15 protein-coding genes and 1 pseudogene are annotated in these 18222 nt (G+C 35.7%); 6 read left to right on the top strand and 10 right to left on the bottom strand.

Translation table 11 applies throughout. The features are described 5' to 3' along the window. Positions 1-10 precede the first annotated feature (10 nt). Complete coding sequence (locus MKS83_RS10000; protein ID WP_240583043.1) at positions 11-1102, top strand: acyltransferase family protein; 1092 nt, start codon at positions 11-13, stop codon at positions 1100-1102. 15 nt (positions 1103-1117) lie between these two features. Here MKS83_RS10000 and MKS83_RS09995 read toward each other — a convergent pair whose 3' ends face one another. After that, positions 1118-1264, bottom strand: coding sequence for a hypothetical protein (locus tag MKS83_RS09995; protein WP_240583042.1), 147 nt, complete (start codon positions 1262-1264; stop codon positions 1118-1120). Positions 1265-1393: 129 nt separating this feature from the next. Then, a complete protein-coding gene (locus tag MKS83_RS09990; protein WP_240583041.1) occupies positions 1394-2185 on the bottom strand; it encodes a glucose 1-dehydrogenase in 792 nt (263 codons plus the stop codon). A 157-nt stretch (positions 2186-2342) separates the two neighbouring features. Here MKS83_RS09990 and MKS83_RS09985 point away from each other — a divergent pair, with 157 nt between their 5' ends. Continuing rightward, positions 2343-2639: an MGMT family protein gene (locus tag MKS83_RS09985; protein ID WP_240583182.1), complete on the top strand. Its 297-nt coding sequence runs from the start codon at positions 2343-2345 to the stop codon at positions 2637-2639. Positions 2640-2694: 55 nt separating this feature from the next. Here the strand turns inward: MKS83_RS09985 and htpG are convergent, their stop codons facing one another. After that, the gene (gene htpG, locus MKS83_RS09980; protein WP_240583181.1) at positions 2695-4590 is read right to left on the bottom strand and encodes a molecular chaperone HtpG; all 1896 of its coding nucleotides are present in this window, start codon (positions 4588-4590) and stop codon (positions 2695-2697) included. Between the two features lie 153 nt (positions 4591-4743). On the opposite strand from htpG, the gene MKS83_RS09975 reads away from it, so the two are divergent. Then, entirely contained in the window at positions 4744-7641 is a 2898-nt protein-coding gene (locus MKS83_RS09975; protein WP_240583040.1) for an alpha/beta hydrolase family protein, read from the top strand. Positions 7642-7743: 102 nt separating this feature from the next. Here MKS83_RS09975 and recA read toward each other — a convergent pair whose 3' ends face one another. Both recA and MKS83_RS09965 read right to left on the bottom strand, forming a co-directional pair. Then, complete coding sequence (gene recA / locus MKS83_RS09970; protein ID WP_240583039.1) at positions 7744-8748, bottom strand: recombinase RecA; 1005 nt, start codon at positions 8746-8748, stop codon at positions 7744-7746. Positions 8749-8904: 156 nt separating this feature from the next. Further along, positions 8905-10101, bottom strand: a complete 1197-nt coding sequence (locus MKS83_RS09965; RefSeq protein ID WP_240583038.1) for an oxygenase MpaB family protein — start codon at positions 10099-10101, stop codon at positions 8905-8907. A 174-nt stretch (positions 10102-10275) separates the two neighbouring features. Between MKS83_RS09965 and MKS83_RS09960 the strand changes: the two genes are divergently transcribed. Continuing rightward, entirely contained in the window at positions 10276-12030 is a 1755-nt protein-coding gene (locus tag MKS83_RS09960) for a DUF4047 domain-containing protein (protein WP_240583037.1), read from the top strand. Between the two features lie 122 nt (positions 12031-12152). Here the strand turns inward: MKS83_RS09960 and gap are convergent, their stop codons facing one another. The 3 genes from gap to MKS83_RS09945 form a co-directional block, all read right to left on the bottom strand. Further along, on the bottom strand, positions 12153-13157 hold the full coding sequence (gene gap, locus MKS83_RS09955) for a type I glyceraldehyde-3-phosphate dehydrogenase (protein ID WP_029295781.1): 1005 nt from the start codon (positions 13155-13157) through the stop codon (positions 12153-12155). A 30-nt stretch (positions 13158-13187) separates the two neighbouring features. Beyond that, positions 13188-14174 carry a 6-phosphofructokinase gene (gene pfkA / locus MKS83_RS09950; protein WP_100376691.1) on the bottom strand — a complete coding sequence of 329 codons (987 nt, stop codon included), beginning with the start codon at positions 14172-14174 and terminating at the stop codon, positions 13188-13190. Positions 14175-14312: 138 nt separating this feature from the next. Next, entirely contained in the window at positions 14313-14645 is a 333-nt protein-coding gene (locus MKS83_RS09945) for a winged helix-turn-helix transcriptional regulator (protein WP_240583036.1), read from the bottom strand. A 96-nt stretch (positions 14646-14741) separates the two neighbouring features. Here MKS83_RS09945 and MKS83_RS09940 point away from each other — a divergent pair, with 96 nt between their 5' ends. Together MKS83_RS09940 and MKS83_RS09935 are read left to right on the top strand one after the other, a co-directional pair. Further along, entirely contained in the window at positions 14742-15380 is a 639-nt protein-coding gene (locus tag MKS83_RS09940; protein ID WP_240583035.1) for a peroxiredoxin-like family protein, read from the top strand. Further along, positions 15377-16176, top strand: a pseudogene (locus MKS83_RS09935) (DNA alkylation repair protein). Before MKS83_RS09940 ends, MKS83_RS09935 begins: the two are co-directional and overlap by 4 nt. A 21-nt stretch (positions 16177-16197) precedes the next feature. On the opposite strand, the gene MKS83_RS09930 reads toward MKS83_RS09935, so the two are convergent. Together MKS83_RS09930 and MKS83_RS09925 are read right to left on the bottom strand one after the other, a co-directional pair. Beyond that, positions 16198-16956 (bottom strand): TIGR03915 family putative DNA repair protein, encoded by a 759-nt coding sequence (locus MKS83_RS09930; protein ID WP_240583034.1) that lies wholly within the window; start codon positions 16954-16956, stop codon positions 16198-16200. A gap of 5 nt (positions 16957-16961) precedes the next feature. After that, a complete protein-coding gene (locus MKS83_RS09925; RefSeq protein ID WP_120215036.1) occupies positions 16962-18218 on the bottom strand; it encodes a putative DNA modification/repair radical SAM protein in 1257 nt (418 codons plus the stop codon). Positions 18219-18222: the final 4 nt, after the last annotated feature.

The raw sequence follows: 18222 nt of genomic DNA, 5'->3' as shown, positions 1-18222 counted from the left end.
TTTTTAAGTATTGGAGAATCTAAGGAAAAATACATTCGAAGCTCTTACGGGAATGCGTGCCATTGCAGCGATTATGGTGTTTGTATATCATAATCGTAAATATTGGCGTCATGATCTGCCTTTTCCGATTATGCGTTTTATCAGTGAATGGCATATCGGAGTAACGGTTTTCTTTGTTCTGAGTGGCTTTTTGTTGGCGTACCGTTATGAAGATTCTCCTTTAAAATCAAAAAAATCTTACTTAAAATATATTCTGCTTCGTATCGCGAGAATTTTTCCGTTGTATTGGATTTTGCTGAGTTTTTTCTTTTTTGATACGGCATATTCCCGAAATGTAAATACTTATTTCCTGCAATATTCACTGTTGTATTCCTTATTTGAAAAGTATTCGGTTTCAGGAATTGTACAGGCGTGGTCGCTTCAGGTGGAGTTCTTTTTTTATTTGCTGTCTCCGCTTTTATTTTTACTGTTGAAGAAAAGTTGGAAATATTGCATTTTATTTTTGTTGGGGATTTTTCTTTTCAGTTGTGGAATAGGTTACGGCCTGCATTGGTATAATGGTAATCCTGAAGGATTTTTGTATCCATTGAATTTCATGATGGGAAATACTTTTTTCGCAAGAAGCTTAGAATTCTTTTTTGGAATGCTACTGGCTTATCTGATGAAGAAAGAAAAAGGGATTGAATTTTTAGCAAGATTGAAAAATCCTACTTTATACGGAGGGATTGCAATTATAGTTTTTACGATTGCTATTGCTCTTTTTGCCAGAAATAACTTCGTACACGGAGTAGAACGATGGGAGGGAAGGTTAATCCATGAATTGTTTCTGCCTGTTGCCATTGCTGTTTTCTTTTGGGGATTAATATCTGAAAAAACGTTGATATCTAAAATACTGTCGTCCAGATTATTTATTCTTTTGGGCAATGCTTCTTTTGTTTTCTATCTTATTCATATCAGCTATTTTAATCTTAAGCTCAAGTCATATCTGTATTTGCCTGATCACAATTTTATTTTATTGTGGATCTGCTCTATTATTATTTATCTATGGATTGAAAAGCCTCTTTATGAATGGTGCAGAAAAATAATTGCTAATATTAAATAAGGACTTCTTACTCATTTAATCTAAAGAGTTTACCAGCACAAAATAACGATACGCCAGAATTCCTTTTTGAAATTTTGTCAGCTTATTAGGATCTTTATTGCTCAGTTTTGGAAGAATGGCTTTGTTGATCTTATTCAAAAATTTGAAAAATGATTTTTTCATGATAAAATATTTTAGGGGTTGTTAATAGTATTCAAAAAGTATGCGGTTTTATTTAAAATAAAAACTGCCCATCATTTCGACAGGCAATTTTCTTACTAACATATTAAATTTATTTATCGCATTATCCTTCTATGGATTTCCATACATATTAGATTCCCCTCCGTCAATGGCAATTACCTGTCCTGAAACATACCCGTTTTCATCACTTAATAAATAGGCTACCAAATGTCCAACATCCATTGGATCTCCTAATCTTCTTGTAGGGTTTCTGGATGCATATTCTTGTTCAGCTGCTTTGGGATCATTTGGATTTACCTGTTTAAAAGCTTCCGCAACCATAGGTGTTAAAATAGCTCCCGGAGCAATAGCATTCGTTAAAATATTATCTTTTCCATATTCCAAAGCTGCATTTTTTGTCATACCGGCTACAGCATGTTTTGTTGCAACGTAAGCGGTCTGATTCAGAACCCCTCTGATTCCGCCAACAGAAGCAACGTTTACAATTCTTCCGCCTCCATTTTTCTGTAATTCAGGGATCACATATTTCATTCCATAATAAACACCTAAAAGGTTGATATCAATTACTTTTTTGAAAATATTGATGTCATAATCAATCAAAGGGGCTTGTTTTCCTTCAATTCCGGCATTGTTATATAATCCGTCAACTTTTCCAAACGTTTTAACGGTTTGGTCAACATAATTCTTCACGTTTTCTTCTACAGAAACATCTGCAGCTACTGTTAAAAATTTACTTTCCGGGTATTTTGATTGTAGATCAGCCTTGGTTTTATCCAAAGCTGCAGCATTATAATCTACTAATGTCAAATCGGCTCCTTTAGAAGCTAATACATCCGCTGCAGCCAGACCAAGTCCCATTGCTGCTCCTGTTACAATTATTACTTTTCCTTTTAAATTTGCCATAATTTTTTGAATTAATGATACCTAAAGTTACACATCTTAAAAGTTTTTCATCTTGATCTATGATAAGAAATCGATTGCATTATCAGGAATTCATAATATTTTAAAATTATTTTCAGGTCCGTAAATTATGTTTACCTTTATTCTATTCAGCTATTTTATGGACGAAATATTTAAACAACAGGTATGGGAAATTACCAAGTTAGTTCCCGAAGGCAGAGTAACGAGTTACGGAGCGATTGCAAAAGCAGTAGGGTATCCCAATCATTCGCGCCACGTAGGAAAAGCGATGGGAGGCTGCCCGAAAGATGTTCCGGCTCATCGGGTCATTTCAAGTTCGGGAACTTTATCTGTTCCGGAATTTCAGGTAAGATTAGAAGCAGAGGGAATTGAGGTAGAAAATTTTAGGATCAAGAACTTTAAAAAACTGTTTTGGAATCCTATGGATGAACTTTAAAACAAAAGTTTCGGGGCGGCAAAGCCGCCCCGAAACCTCAATATAAATAGCCAATTTATTTGTTATTCAGATTCTGATAGCTTCTTTGAATGAAGTCAGTCAGATCTTTTCCTTTCAATAGATTCTGAGAAAGTTTTGCCAGATCTAGAGCATATTTAATTAAACCTGCTTTTTCCTCAGTACTTTCTGTATTTAAAATTTGGTTGGCAAATTCGCTGTTGGAATTTACTACCAGGTTGTACATTTCAGGGAATCCGCCCATTCCAAACATTCCGCCGCCACCGGTTGCCTGCATATCTTTCATTCTTCTCATGAATTCTGGCTGGGTAATCGTAAACGGAGCATCATTGCTGTCTAAATCTTCCAGCTGAACCGTGAATTTTGTATCATTGATTGCTTCTTCAACATTTTTCTTCAACGATTCTTTTTCCGTTTCGTTCAATTTAGCGATGATTGGTTCGTCTTTTTTGATCAGATTGTTGATGTGATCTGCATCTACTCTTACAAAAGAAATTTTCTCTTTTGAAGTTTCAAGCTTTTGGATCACGTGAGGAATGATTGGTGAATCTAACAGAAGAACTTCATACCCTTTATCTTTTGCTGACTGGATATAACTGTGCTGTTCATCAGCGTTGGAAGCGTAAAGAACTACTAAATTTCCATCTTTATCGGTTTGATTTAATTTAATTTTTTCTTCTAATTCATTCCACAAGAAATACTTTCCGTCTGTTGTAGGGTATAATGTGAATTTGTCTGCTTTCTCAGCAAATTTCTCTTCCGTTACAATTCCGTATTCAATAACCACTTTGATGTCATTCCATTTTTTCTCATAGTCCTCGCGGTTTTCATTGATTAGAGATGACATTTTGTCGGCAACTTTTTTCGTGATGTAAGAAGAGATTTTCTTCACGGCACCATCTGCCTGTAAATACGAGCGGGAAACGTTCAGAGGAATATCCGGAGAATCAATTACCCCACGAAGAAGCATTAGGAAGTCCGGAACGATACCTTTCACTTCATCCGTTACAAATACCTGGTTTTGATATAGCTGAATTTTATCTTTTTCAATATTTAGATTATTGCTCAGTTTTGGGAAGAATAAAACTCCTGTCAAATTGAACGGATAATCAACATTCAAATGAATATTAAATAAAGGCTCCTCAAACTGCATTGGATACAATTCGTGGTAGAATTTCATATAATCTTCATTGGTCAGTTCACTTGGAGCAATCGTCCAGGCCGGAGTAGGGTTGTTGATGATGTTATCAACTTCCTCAGTTTCTGCAACCGCATCTTCAGGGGCGTCTTCCGGTAAAGGCAATGTATGGGTTTTTGTTCCGAATTTAATCGGAACAGGCATGAATTTATTGTATTTTAATAACAATTCACGGATTTTTCCTTCTTCTAAAAATTCTACGGAGTCTTCAGCGATATGAAGAATAATTTCAGTTCCTCTTTCCGTTTTATCAGCAGTTTCTTCTAAAGTAAATTCAGGACTTCCGTCGCAGATCCAACGAACGGCAGGTTCATCTTTATAAGATTTGGTTAGGATCTCAACCTTCTCTGCAACCATAAAAGCAGAATAGAATCCAAGTCCGAAATGACCTATGATTCCGGAATCTTTTGCAGAGTCTTTGTATTTTTCCAAAAACTCTTCTGCTCCGGAAAAGGCAACCTGGTTGATGTATTTTTCAACTTCTTCACCCGTCATTCCGATTCCCTGGTCGATAATATGAAGAGTCTTATTCTCTTTATCAATCTTAACCTCAAGTTTTGGATTTCCATATTCAACTTTCGCCTCACCAATGCTCGTTAAATGCTTTAGCTTTAAAGTAGCATCCGTTGCATTGGAAATCAATTCTCTTAAAAAGATTTCGTGGTCACTGTACAAGAATTTCTTAATAAGCGGAAAAATATTTTCCACAGATACATTAATATTTCCTTTCGTCATAATATTTTTAGTTTTAATTTTTTCTTTCAAATCTTTCTCAAAAAAAATACCGTTTGATGAAAAGTGACATTTTGACATTTTTATAATGATCAATCTACTGATAAAAATTTTATCAAAGAAATATCTTATTTTTAAACTTTAAAGTATTTAAAAATGAAGTTGAGAAGTACAGTTTTTATTCTGTTCATCATGTGCTATTTTGTGTATGGACAGAAAAAGCCTTTAGATCATTCGGTTTATGATAACTGGCAAAATATCGGAGCAAGGAAAATTTCCAATGACGGAAAATGGATTTCCTATTCTGTGGACGTGCAGGAAGGAAATTCAACTCTTTTTCTATATTCCGCTAAAAATAAAATTTCAAAGCAGTTTGCAAGAGCGACAAAAGCAGATTTTACAAATGATTCCAAGTTTGCTGTTTTCCAGATCCGTCCGTTATATAAAGATATAAAAGCGGTAAAAGATAAAAAACTGAAACAGGATAAATTAACAAAAGACAGCCTTGCCATAGTTAATCTTTTCAGTAATATAACAGAAAAAATTCCCAATGTAAAAAACTTCAAAATTCCTGAAAAGGGAGGTTCTTATGTCGCTTATCTTTTGGAAAATATGAAAGATAAATCTTCGGATGATGCTTCTGATAAAGAGGATGGAGACGACAAGAAAGATGAAGATAAAAATACAAAACCTTTGCAGTTGGTTGTGCGAAATCTTCCGGATGGAAAAAGTACAACATATGATAATGTAATCCGCTATGAATTTAGTAAAAGTGGAAAACAGCTAGCTTTTGTAACGAAAAAGCCGGAGGAGAAAAAAACTAAAGATAAAAAAGGAGAGAAGGATTCAGAAGATGAAAAAGCTGCGGAAAAAAAGGATAATGATAAATCAAAACCGAAGAAATACGCCCTTGAAACGGTACAGATAGTTGATCTCCAAAAAGGAACAGTGATTAAGATTGCTGAAATGGAAGGTGATTTTTCACAGCTGTCTTTTGATGAAGAGGGAAACCAATTAGCTTTTGTAGGAACTTCTTCTGCACAAAATGACCTGGTGAAACTGTATCAGTTGTATTATTTTAATTTTAAGACTGGCAAAAAAGAAATGGTAACCAACGAAAATGCCCAAATGAAAAAGAATTGGGTGATTTCTGAAAACCGTTTCCCAATATTCAGTAAAAATGGAAAACAATTGTATTTTGGGGTTGCTCCGAAGCCTATTGCCAAAGATACTGCCATGATTGCAAACGATCACGCTGTTGTGGATGTCTGGAACTATAAAGATGATTATCTGCAAACAGTACAGCTGAAGGAACTCAAAAATGATCTGAAAAAATCCTATGCTGCAGTCTTGCAAACGGAAAAGCCTGATTTCTTCAGAAATATTGATGGTGAAGATTTGGATACTTTACGATTGGTAAACGATGGAAATGCTGATTTTGTAATCGGTGTTACAAGTTTAAATAACCGCATTTCTTCACAATGGGAAGGTTCAACCAAGAAAACCTATTTCCTTATTGATAATAAAACGGGGAACAGAACGGAAATTATTAAAAATCTGAACGGTTCGGTTGAGGTATCTCCACTCGGAAAATTTGTCGTGATTTTTGATAGGGAAAAAGGAATGTATTTTAGCTATAATGTTAAGACCAAACAGACACTTCCATTGAATAATGGATTACAAGTTTCTTTTGTGGATGAAGAGTTTGATATGCCGGACTTTCCGGGTGCTTATGGGATTGCAGCCTGGACAGACAACGATGAGTCGGTGATTATCAAAGACCGTTATGACCTTTGGGAATTTTTCCTGAACGGATCAAAAAAGCCAAGAAATATTACGAATGGATTCGGACGTAAAAATAAAATAACATTTGATACCTACGATTTAGATAAAGATATTAAAAATATAAACCGTAAAGCTCTCATTTATTTATCAGCATTTGATAATACATCCAAGGCAAACGGGATTTTTAAAACAAAAATTCAGTCGAATTCTGATCCGGTGAAAATTCAAATGGAGAATGTCTGGGGATATAGAAGTCTTCAGAAAGCGAAAAACGCGGAAGAATATATTTTAGTAAAAGAATCATACACAGATTCTCCCAATATTTTTGCCACATCAGATTTTTCTGAACAACAAAAATTAAGCAATACTAATCCACAACAAAGTAATTATAACTGGGGAACGAGTGAATTGATAAACTGGACAACATTCAAAGGGAATGCATCTACAGGAGTTTTGTATAAACCGGAAGATTTCGATCCGAATAAAAAATACCCTATGATTGTATATTTCTATGAAAAGCTTTCAGATAACCTGAATCGATATGTAGCTCCGGCTCCAACGCCTTCAAGACTGAATATTTCTTATTTCGTGAGTAATGGGTATTTGGTTTTTACTCCTGATATTTCATATGCTGATGGTCTTCCCGGAGAATCAGCCATGGAATATATCAATTCCGGAGTAGAAAAGCTGAAACAGAATTCTTGGGTTGACGGATCTAAAATAGGAATTCAGGGACAAAGCTGGGGAGGTTATCAGGTGGCCTATCTTATTGCTCATACGGATATGTATGCTGCAGCATGGAGTGGTGCTCCGGTTGTTAATATGACTTCCGCATATGGTGGAATCCGATGGTCTTCAGGAATGAACCGTCAGTTTCAGTACGAAAAATCGCAGAGCCGATTAGGGAAAAATCTTTGGGAAGCACCTGAATTGTACATTAAAAATTCACCACTTTTTACAATCAATCAGGTGAAAACTCCTGTGGTGATCATGAGTAACGATAAAGATGGAGCTGTGCCTTGGTATCAGGGGATTGAAATGTTTACAGCTTTACGACGTCTTGGGAAACCGGTATGGCTTCTGAACTATAATGGTGATGATCATAATCTTATAAAGCGCCAGAACAGAAAAGATATTCAGATTCGTGAACAGCAGTTTTTTGATTATTATCTGAAAGGAGCTAAAGCTCCGGTCTGGATGACGAAAGGTATACCTGCGGTTCAAAAAGGGAAAGACTGGGGATTTGAGTTGACGGAGGATAAACCTTAATTGCATTTTTGGTAGCGGCGGCTTTGCCGCCGCTACCAAAAATGCATAAAAAACCCCGGCGGAGCCTTTGGCTCCGCCGGGGTTTTTTATGCAAACAGATTACTATTTTTTAGTAGCAATCTCTTCTTTAATTTTATTTTCCAGCTCTTCAGAAAGTTCAGGATTGTCCTTTAATACGTCTTTCACCGCATCACGACCTTGACCTAATTTTGTTTCTTCATAGCTGAACCAAGAACCGCTTTTCTTTACAATTCCCTGTTCTACGGCCTGATCCAGAATTTCTCCTGTTTTAGAAACTCCTTCACCATACATAATATCGAACTCTGCCTGTTTGAAAGGCGGAGCTACTTTGTTTTTCACAATTTTCACTTTTACACGGCTTCCGATCGCTTCATCTCCGTTTTTAATTGGAGCAGAAGCTTTTCTGATATCAATTCTCACAGAAGCGTAAAATTTCAAAGCATTACCACCGGTTGTTGTTTCAGGATTCCCGAACATTACTCCGATTTTTTCTCTCAACTGGTTGATGAAGATTACCGTACATTTTGTTCTTGAAATCGTAGCCGTTAATTTTCTTAATGCCTGAGACATCAATCTTGCATGAAGACCCATTTTGGAATCACCCATTTCCCCTTCTATTTCCGCTTTTGGAGTAAGTGCAGCTACTGAGTCGATGACTACAATATCTATCGCTCCTGAACGGATAAGGTTATCAGCAATTTCTAATGCTTGTTCCCCGTTATCAGGCTGGGAAATAATTAAGTTTTCTAAATCAATTCCTAACTTGGCAGCGTAGGTTCTGTCGAATGCATGTTCAGCATCAATGAATGCAGCAATTCCTCCTGCTTTCTGAGCCTCAGCAATGGCATGAAGTGTTAAAGTTGTTTTACCTGAAGATTCCGGACCGTAGATTTCAATGATTCTTCCTCTTGGATAACCACCAACACCTAAAGCGATGTCTAATCCTAAGGATCCTGAAGGAATTACTTCAATGGTATTATCCACAGAACTGTCTCCTAAAGTCATTACAGTTCCCTTTCCGTATGTTTTATCTAGTTTTTCAAGCACTAAGGCAAGTGCTTTCTTTTTATCGTCTGCGTTGCTCATCTGTATAATTATAATTTCTCAAAAATACATAATTTCTCAATGAAAAGCTAATATTATTTATTGCAGAAAATCATTTTTTAAGTGATGAAAATATAAGGTATTCATACTTAACTTATTCAAAATTAAAAGAATGTGTTAGTTCGGATTTTGATGTACTTAATGAAAATTTGAGTTGTGGGTAATCTTTAAATAATCGCTCAGTACTTTCATCTGGTCCTTATTTCCTTTGTTTATTCTGGCTTGTCGGCTTACTAGTTTATCATAAATTTTATTGATCAGCCATTTTGCTTTCGGGAAAACATTTTTGTTAGAAACATCAGGAATTTGTAATCTCTTGCAAACTTCATCATCCAATAGAAACCATGTACAGCAAATATGAAGATAACGTAAATTTTTTCTTTGAAACTGATATTTTAAAATGGGATTTTCCAGCGATTCATTGAGAAGAGAATGAGCCAGAAGTACAGAATCTTTATCAGCAGGTGGCTGAATGGAAGTCCATAAATAAAAAAATTCTGTAGCCTGTTTTTTATCGTTGGGAAGAAGGCTCTCAGGAATTCCCAGTAAATAGCCTACATATTTCCAAAGGTGAAAAATTCCTTTTTCCTCTTTCTCTGAAAAAGTATTTCCTAATTTATGAAGGCTATGTAAGAAAACAAGGCTGAAACCAATATAAGTGGCCATCATATCCCAGGAATTGATCGGCTCACCCCAATTTTCCGTATCCCAGTTTTTATAATATTTTTTGATGGAAACTCTGGCATAAGAGTGAATTAGTCTGGTTTTTATGGCAAATTCATATCCTTTCTTATGAACTTCCAATGCGTCATATCTTGTAACATTTACCCAGAAGTCCAAAGTTTCTGAAAGACGTTTTACGGCTCCTTTTTTTAGTGCTTCCGTTGCAATCAGAGGTTTATTGAGGTAAGCGTAATCATAACCACCAATTAAACAATAATCTCTTAAAGAAATCAGAGAATCGAGATTAGCTCTCATGCATAACTCTGCACCGGATTTAATTAAATCATAATCAAGCCAGTCAGGGATTTTTTGGGTTTGAAGAAAAAGTTTTTTCACACTTTCAGGTGTGTTATCATTTTCAGAAATGCCATTTCTGATATACTGCTCAATTTCTTTAGAAGCTTCATGGAATTTTTTGGTAAGATAAACGTCTCTTACAACCTCATCACCGATTTCATCTACATGATAAAAATAGGGCGCGAATTTTTCAAAATCATTAAAACTGACTTCTGCACCGGAAAATTCAATAAGCTGATTTCCGTTGCCTTTTGTCCAAAATTCTTTGAAATGAGATGAATTCTTAAATCTCGGTTGTAAAATTGTGTTTTCCATTCCTATAAAAATACAAGTTTTTCATTTAAACGAGGTTGTGAGATTTGTCAGTTGAAATAAAAACTTAATGGCTTTCCTTTTCCAAAGTTTTATTAAAAATACCACAAAAGTGTGATTTTTTAGTGTTGAAATAAAGACGAGATTTGTTAGACTAATAACTAAAACTAAATAATCATGAGAACAAAAATTTTATTGCTGTTCCTGCTTGGATGGGTGGGAATGGTTTTCGGGCAGGAAGTTTATGATGTTCAAAAAGAAATTGATTCCTTAAAAGAAAAATATAACCAGTCCAAAACAAAAATTCATACACTGGAAAAAGAGTTTGAAATATTAAAAGGAGAGCTTACTGCAACTGTTTCAGAAGATTTAAATATTAAAATAAAAAATACACAAGAGAAAATTCAAGAAGAGAAAAAGTCGTTCAAGAATACATATCAGCTTGTGGAAAGTTATAAAAATGTTTTAGAAAATACAAAAAAGAAAAACAAAGATACTGTGGATATATTCGCTTTCTTCAAAGAAGAAGACAAAAGTTGCTTTCCTGAAGCGGTAAAATCTGAAAAAATGGAAACTAAAACATATCTCTATTTTGGTGAGAATAAAATAATAGACCAGGATTTATTTGCTAATAAAAAAAGTACAGAAACAGAGTTACTAAAAAGTTTACTCTTGAATGTGGGTAAAGAAAGTTACTTAGGAGATATTACTATTCCTAAAGCTGGACAAAAGTTTCTTTTTTATAACAGTGGAATGGATATATGTCCAAACCAAAGTTATAGTTTTCAAAAGTTGAAAGTGGAAATTAAAGACGGTTATTTTAGCGATATTGTAGTTTATGTGGCTGATGATTCAGGAGATGTGCATGTGTTTACAAATCAAGTAGGATTGAGCATTTTATTTTATTCTCAATATGGAAGTAGAAGATTTATGTATTACCTATATTCTGTAAGAAAAGAAGATTTTACGAATAAAAATTTGGCTAATAGGTATACTGATGAGGCAATGGAAGATTTGTTGATAAAAGTTACTGATGTTATGGGGTATAGCTATAAAATAGGTAATCATTATATTCCGCAAGACTTGGCAATAGAACTTCCGCAGGACGATGTTGAAGGTAAAAAAACTAATAGTAAAAGTGGAGCAACTTACCAAATAAAGCAAGATACTTATTTGGAAAAGATCGTTGAACTCAGAGCATATACAGATTTTCTTGCATTATTTGGGCAATCTCAAAATGGTTTAGCTCAAATTGAAGGTAAGGCAAAATTCTATTTGTTTCCATATCCTTTCAGATTTTTTGGCAGTAAAAGAGTTATGGGACAGTTAGAAGTTATTCCCAGTGTTTCTCCTTTTGTTAATTACTCTAAGTTTGATGATAAATCGAAATATGTAAATCTAAATACAATAGCTGATTATCGTTTTGAATTGGTTGAGAAGCGGTTCCTTACGATGGGACTTCATTTAGAAACTTTGAAATGGCAGCACAAAAATTCACCGGTTAGTATTTCTTTGTATGGAATTGTAGATTATAATCTTACACAAACTAATCTTGGAACTGAAGAACAGCCAGATGAAGTTACTATTAAAGCATTAAAATATGGTGGAGGTATTCATGTGAATGTGAAGAGATTTAATAATTTTGGATTTAATTACAAATTTGAATATTCGGGTTTTAATTATCTAGATTTCAATGGTGAAGCTAAATTAGAAGATGAAAATAAAAAGTCTAAACTACCGAGCTGGATTCCTGTGGTAAAACACGAAGCAGAAATATTTTATCATCCTAACGGAAACCCGAATCAAGCTATTTTCACAAGACTTATAACATACAATGATGCCGGGAACAGTTATAATCAGGCTTTTTATCAGTTTCAATTTGGTTATAAGTTTTCTATAGGAAGTAGAACTGTAAAACAGGTTTCGGAATAGGATCGCTAATAGCTTAATTAAGATAATTCTTATAGATATGAATTTGAAGATAAGAGTTGTAAGCGAATCAACAAAAAAAACCTTCCAATTTGGAAGGTTTTGTATTTGTTGTTATTTGCTAATTACAAAGAAGCAGCGTGTACTAACATATCTACTAACTTGTTAGAATATCCCATTTCGTTGTCATACCAAGAAACAAGTTTTACAAAGTTAGGAGAAAGCATGATACCTGCATCCTTATCGAAGATTGAAGTTCTCTTATCTCCTACGAAATCCTGAGAAACTACAGCATCTTCAGTGTATCCAAGAATACCTTTCAATTCACCTTCAGAAGCAGCTTTGATCGCAGCGCAGATTTCATCGTAAGAAGTAGCTTTCTCAAGTCTTACTGTTAAATCTACTACAGAAACGTCAACAGTTGGTACTCTGAAAGACATACCTGTTAATTTTCCGTTTAATGAAGGAATTACTTTTCCTACCGCTTTTGCAGCACCTGTAGAAGAAGGGATGATATTGTTTAGAGCAGCTCTACCACCTCTCCAGTCTTTCATTGAAGGACCGTCAACAGTTTTTTGAGTTGCCGTTGTAGCGTGTACCGTTGTCATTAAACCTTCTACGATTCCGAAGTTATCGTGGATTACTTTAGCTAAAGGAGCTAAACAGTTGGTTGTACAAGAAGCATTTGATAAGATTTTGATATCATCTGTAAGTTCAGTGTGGTTTACACCCATTACGAACATTGGAGTATCATCTTTAGAAGGAGCAGAAAGAATTACTTTCTTAGCACCTGCGTTGATGTGCTTTGCAGCATTTTCTTTATCTAAGAATAAACCTGTAGATTCAACGATATAATCAGCTCCGATTTCGTTCCATTTTAGGTTGTTAGGATCTCTTTCAGCTGTTACTCTGATTCTTTTTCCGTTTACAACAAGGTCGTTTCCTTCTACAGAAACCTCACCTGGGAAAATCCCGTGTACAGAATCATATTTTAACATGTAAGCCATGTATGTAGCATCGATAAGGTCATTGATTCCCACTACTTCGATGTTGTCTCTTTCAGTCATTGCTCTGAAAACAAGACGTCCAATTCTACCAAACCCGTTGATACCTACTTTGATTGTTGACATAATAGTTTGTTTTAAATTATATTAAAAATATTAGATTGCTAAAATTTCTGAAATCAGTAAAAGATCTTTATTGATTTCATTGTGTTTTTTAATGGCTTCTTCGATGGGTGTGTATACCAGATCGTTGGAACGCATTCCTGCCATTACATTGGTTTGTCCTTCCATTAATCCTGTTACGGCACCATAACCCAGTCTGCTTGCTAAAACTCTGTCGGCGCAGCTTGGAGAACCACCTCTCTGGATATGTCCTAGGATGGCAACACGGATGTCATAATCAGGGAATTCAGCCTTGGTTTTTTCGGCTAATTCATAAATATTGGCTAATTTTTCTCCTTCAGCTACTACAACGATACTGGAGGATTTTCCTGTTCTTTCAGCATTTCTGAAATTAACAAAAAGTTCATCAATACTGTCTTTTCTTTCCGGAATTAAAATATCCAAAGCTCCTGAAGCCAATCCACTGTTCAAAGCGATAAAACCTGCGTCGCGACCCATTACTTCCACAAAGAAAACCCTGTTGTGAGAAGTTGCGGTATCACGGATTTTGTCGATTGCTTCCATTGCCGTATTCAAGGCAGTGTCATATCCGATGGTGTTATCAGTTCCGAAAATATCATTATCAATAGTTCCCGGGACACCAATTACCCTGATTCCAAATTCCTCGTTAAAGATTTTTGCTCCGGTGAAAGTTCCGTCTCCTCCTATACATACCAAAGCATCGACACCATGTTTTACACAGTTATCATAAGCCTTTTGACGGCCTTCTTTCGTTTTAAACTCCATGGAACGGGCAGATTTCAGAATAGTTCCACCCTGGTTGATTATATTTTTTACGGAACGAGGTCCCATTTTCAGGAAATCATCATTGATTAGCCCATTATAGCCTTCTCTTACTCCGTAACACTCGATATTATAATAATTTGCGGTCCTTACTACCGCCCTTAATGCTGCATTCATACCCGGAGAATCTCCTCCTGAAGTAAGAACTGCAATTTTTTTTACAGCACTCTCTTTCATCTAGTAAAAAATTTCGAACACAAATTTACAAAAACAAGTTCAGATAATTGCAGTAACTTTATAGGAGATTTGAATATAAACGATTAAAAAGTTCTAAAATTTGAAAGATTGAAAAAATACAGCGTATAATGCAGAGCTTTACTTCTTTGGAGCGATCAGCTTTCCCCAATCGTTCAGTTGCCATAGAATTGTTACCAGTTTTTCACCAAGATCCGTTAAACGATATTCAACTCTGGGAGGAAGCTCATTAAAAGATTCCTTCATTAAAATCCCGTCTGCAACCATTTCATTGAGTTGCTGGTTGAGAACTCTGCGATCTACTTTAGCTATGCCACGTAAAAATTCACTGGGACGTTTCTTCCCTTCATTAATCTGCCATACGATAGGAATTTTCCATTTTCCACTGATGGTATTCACAGCGACTTCCAACGGACAAATTTTATTTTCTTCAGCTCTTTCCTTTATTTCCATAAAATTGACTTTTTTATCCCTATGGGTGAAAAATATGCGGTATTGTCTATTCTTAAAGGCTTTTAGACCTTTGTAAAAATAATAAATTTAAAAATAATGAATACACTGGCCATGCAGATTGAGCAATTAAATGACGAACTTTCTTTACAGCTTCCACAGGAAGTTTTAAGTGCGTTTGGAAGTTCAATTGAAGATTTAAAAACAAAAAATATTGAAGAAAGCAGTATTCAGATTGGTGAGCAGATTTCTGAATTTTCTCTGCCTAATGTTTATGGTAAAAAAGTAAATTCTACAGAAATTCTTAAAAATGGAAAAATAATTCTGGCCTTTTACCGGGGCAGCTGGTGTCCTTACTGTAATCTGGAATTGAAAGCTTTGCAGGATAATATTTCCGGTATAAAAGAGCGAAATGCTGTTTTAATCGCGATTTCTCCTCAAAGTCCTGATCATTCTCTGGCAATGGTGGAAAAGAATAATCTTGAATTTGAAGTGTTGACTGATCATAACAATGATTTTGCGAAGAAGCTGGGCATTGTCTTTCAGTTGCAGGATTTTGTATTACCTTATTATCAGAAATTAGGAATTGATCTTGCGATTTTCAATAAAAACAACGAGAATACTTTACCTGTTCCTGCAGTTTTTGTAGTGGATGAAAATAGTAAGGTTTTATATAAATTTTTAGATGTAAATTACATGAACAGAGTAAATGTAGAAGAATTAATACAGGTTTTATGACAGAAAAACGAAAAGGGGCACGCTCCATCAAAGATATACCAGCAGATATTTTAGAGCAACTGAACCGCGGGGAAATTGAAACAGTCAACCTTACAGAATGGTTGGCGGTAAATCAGAGGTTGTTGTTGGAAAATTTGCTTCAGCAGAATAACCGTTCGGAATATTTGAAGCCTGTTTTAGAACAGGTGAATCAGCTTAAAAAGCAAACCGTGAATACCATTAATGAAACGATCGGAATTGGCTTACTTAATCTGGCCGTAAAAAATGAAGATGATGAATTTCTGCTGAAGTTGTCGGTTCATCCTGCAGATCTTGTACGTTGCTGGGCAGCTTATACCATTGGAAGAAATAGTAATTTAGAGCTTGAGGAAAAACTAGACAGAATACAGACATTTGCTTCTGATGCCCATTTTGGAGTGAGAGAAATCTGCTGGATGACGGTACGACCGGATATTGCGAGAAATCTTGATGAAAGCTTATCTATTTTGTCAGGATGGACAAAGCATAATAATGAAAATGTGAGACGCTTTGCCAGCGAATCCACAAGGCCGAGAGGAGTCTGGTGCGAGCATATTGATGCCTTAAAACAAAATCCCGGGCTGGGACTGGAAATTCTGGAACCCTTAGATCCGATTCATCCCGGTATGTGCAGGACAGCGTTGGTAATTGGCTGAATGATGCCAGTAAATCGCAGCCTGAATTTGTAGTGGAAACCTGTGATGAATGGCTTCGGGAAAGCCCGACAAAAGAAACGCAGTATATCGTTAAAAAAGCTTTGCGAACGATTAAAAAGTAAGAATTACCGCGGAATTCCATGCTACCATTTCTCCGTAAGATACTTCCAATATCTTTTTGGAACGTGCTGAATATGCAGTTTTATATTTTTCCGTTCCTTAATATTGGTTTTGGTAAAATAGCTTTGCCAGAGCGTTTGGTATTTTTTTTCTTCGTCGTGGAATTTTTCCTGGTATTGATTTAAATCTAATTTTTCATCGGGATAAAAGAATTCACAGTTTTCCAAATCGTAGAATAAACCATAATGTCTTCGCAGGTCATAGATCATCCATTTTTGGTCTGCGTATCGGTCTTTGAAATGTTTCCGAATCAGTGGCAACACATTGAAATCAGGATCAATTTTTGCAAAGAAAACATCATCCTGCATTTTTTCAAACCTTACGAAGGCGGTCATTCTGTGCCTTTCTCTGCTTACGGATTTGCAGATTTTGGAGATTTTCAAAATATCATCGTTAGCGAAGTTTTTTAGGACATTATCGTTCGGGAATTTCACAGATTGTCTCACCACCGATAAAATCAACTGTTCCAATTCATTATCTTCCGAAAGATATACGCGCAGCAAATCATTGATTCCTGATTTGCCAATGCTCTTTTCCAGTTTATTCAGAACTCTTTCAGATTTTTCTTGTTGCGTCACAACCTCGTGAACTTCCGCAAACATATTTTTCTGTTGGAAATTTTCTCTGTTAACGATTTCCACGTCCTGATAACGATACTCGAAAACTTCAAATATCGCTGTGAAAAGTCCGTCGAAACTGCCGTCGTAGAGAAGAATGGTCATTTTAATTAAAACAATGTCAATTGCTGAGAAAACTGATTCTGAAATTTCGACTGACTTCCACTGAGAATTAATTTTCTCAAATTCAAATCGGTTAAATGTTTCAGAAACGGATTTCCGTAAGTAAAATCAATAAAATATTTAGCACGGTTGACTGCTGCGCCGAGTTTTTTAAGATGGTCTATACTCAGAACCTGGAATTTTCTTGCACTTACAATTTTCTGTGCCGTTTTCACACCGATTCCCGGAATTCTGAGAATCATCTTATAATCTGCAGTTTGAAGATTAACAGGAAACTGGTCCAGATGCCGCAACGCCCAGCTTAGTTTGGGGTCAACTTCCAAATCTAAAAAAGGCATATTGAAATCTAAAATTTCATCCGCTTTGAAGCCATAAAACCGCATCAGCCAATCTGACTGATACAAACGGTTTTCTCGTAAAACGGGAACTTCCGCCGTAATTGCCGGTAAGCGATTGTCGACAGTTACAGGTATATAACCTGAGTAATAAACCCGTTTCATTCCGTAGTTTTTATAAAAATGATCAGCTACTTTGATGATTTGCAAATCATTTTCATTAGTTGCGCCCACAATCATTTGAGTCGATTGTCCGGCTGGAGCAAATTTTGGCGTGCTTCTAATGATCTTCTTTTCATCTTTATATTGTTGAATTCCTTTCTGAACAATCCGCATAGGCTGAAGCATATCTTCACGGTTTTTATCAGGAGCCAATAATTTCAATCCAGATTCAGTTGGAATTTCTAAGTTTACGGAAAGTCTATCAGCGTAAAGTGCAGCTTCATTCATCAAATCGTCACTCGCTCCGGGAATTGATTTCAAATGAATATAGCCATTGAAATTATGTTCGGTTCTAAGTTTTTTGGCAACCCGAACCAAGCGTTCCATTGTCGTATCGGCATCTTTGAAAATTCCGGAACTCAGAAATAAGCCTTCGATATAATTTCGTCTGTAAAAACTAATGGTTAAATCTACGACCTCTTCAACTGTAAAAGCGGCACGTTTGATATCATTTGATTTCCTGGAAACACAATAGATGCAATCGTAAATGCAATGATTGGTCAAAAGAATTTTGAGAAGCGAGACACAACGTCCGTCTTCCGTATAAGTATGACAAATTCCGCTGGCTGAGCTGTCGCCCAAACCACCGTTATTCTTTCTTTTTCCACCGCTTGAGGAACACGAAACATCGTACTTTGCAGCATCTGCAAGTATTTCGAGTTTTTCTTTGATACGGTCGAAATTCATTTTT

This window comes from Chryseobacterium sp. Y16C, from assembly GCF_022488405.1.
Lineage (GTDB): Bacteria > Bacteroidota > Bacteroidia > Flavobacteriales > Weeksellaceae > Chryseobacterium > Chryseobacterium geocarposphaerae.
This window is presented reverse-complemented; position numbering and strand designations above follow the sequence as displayed.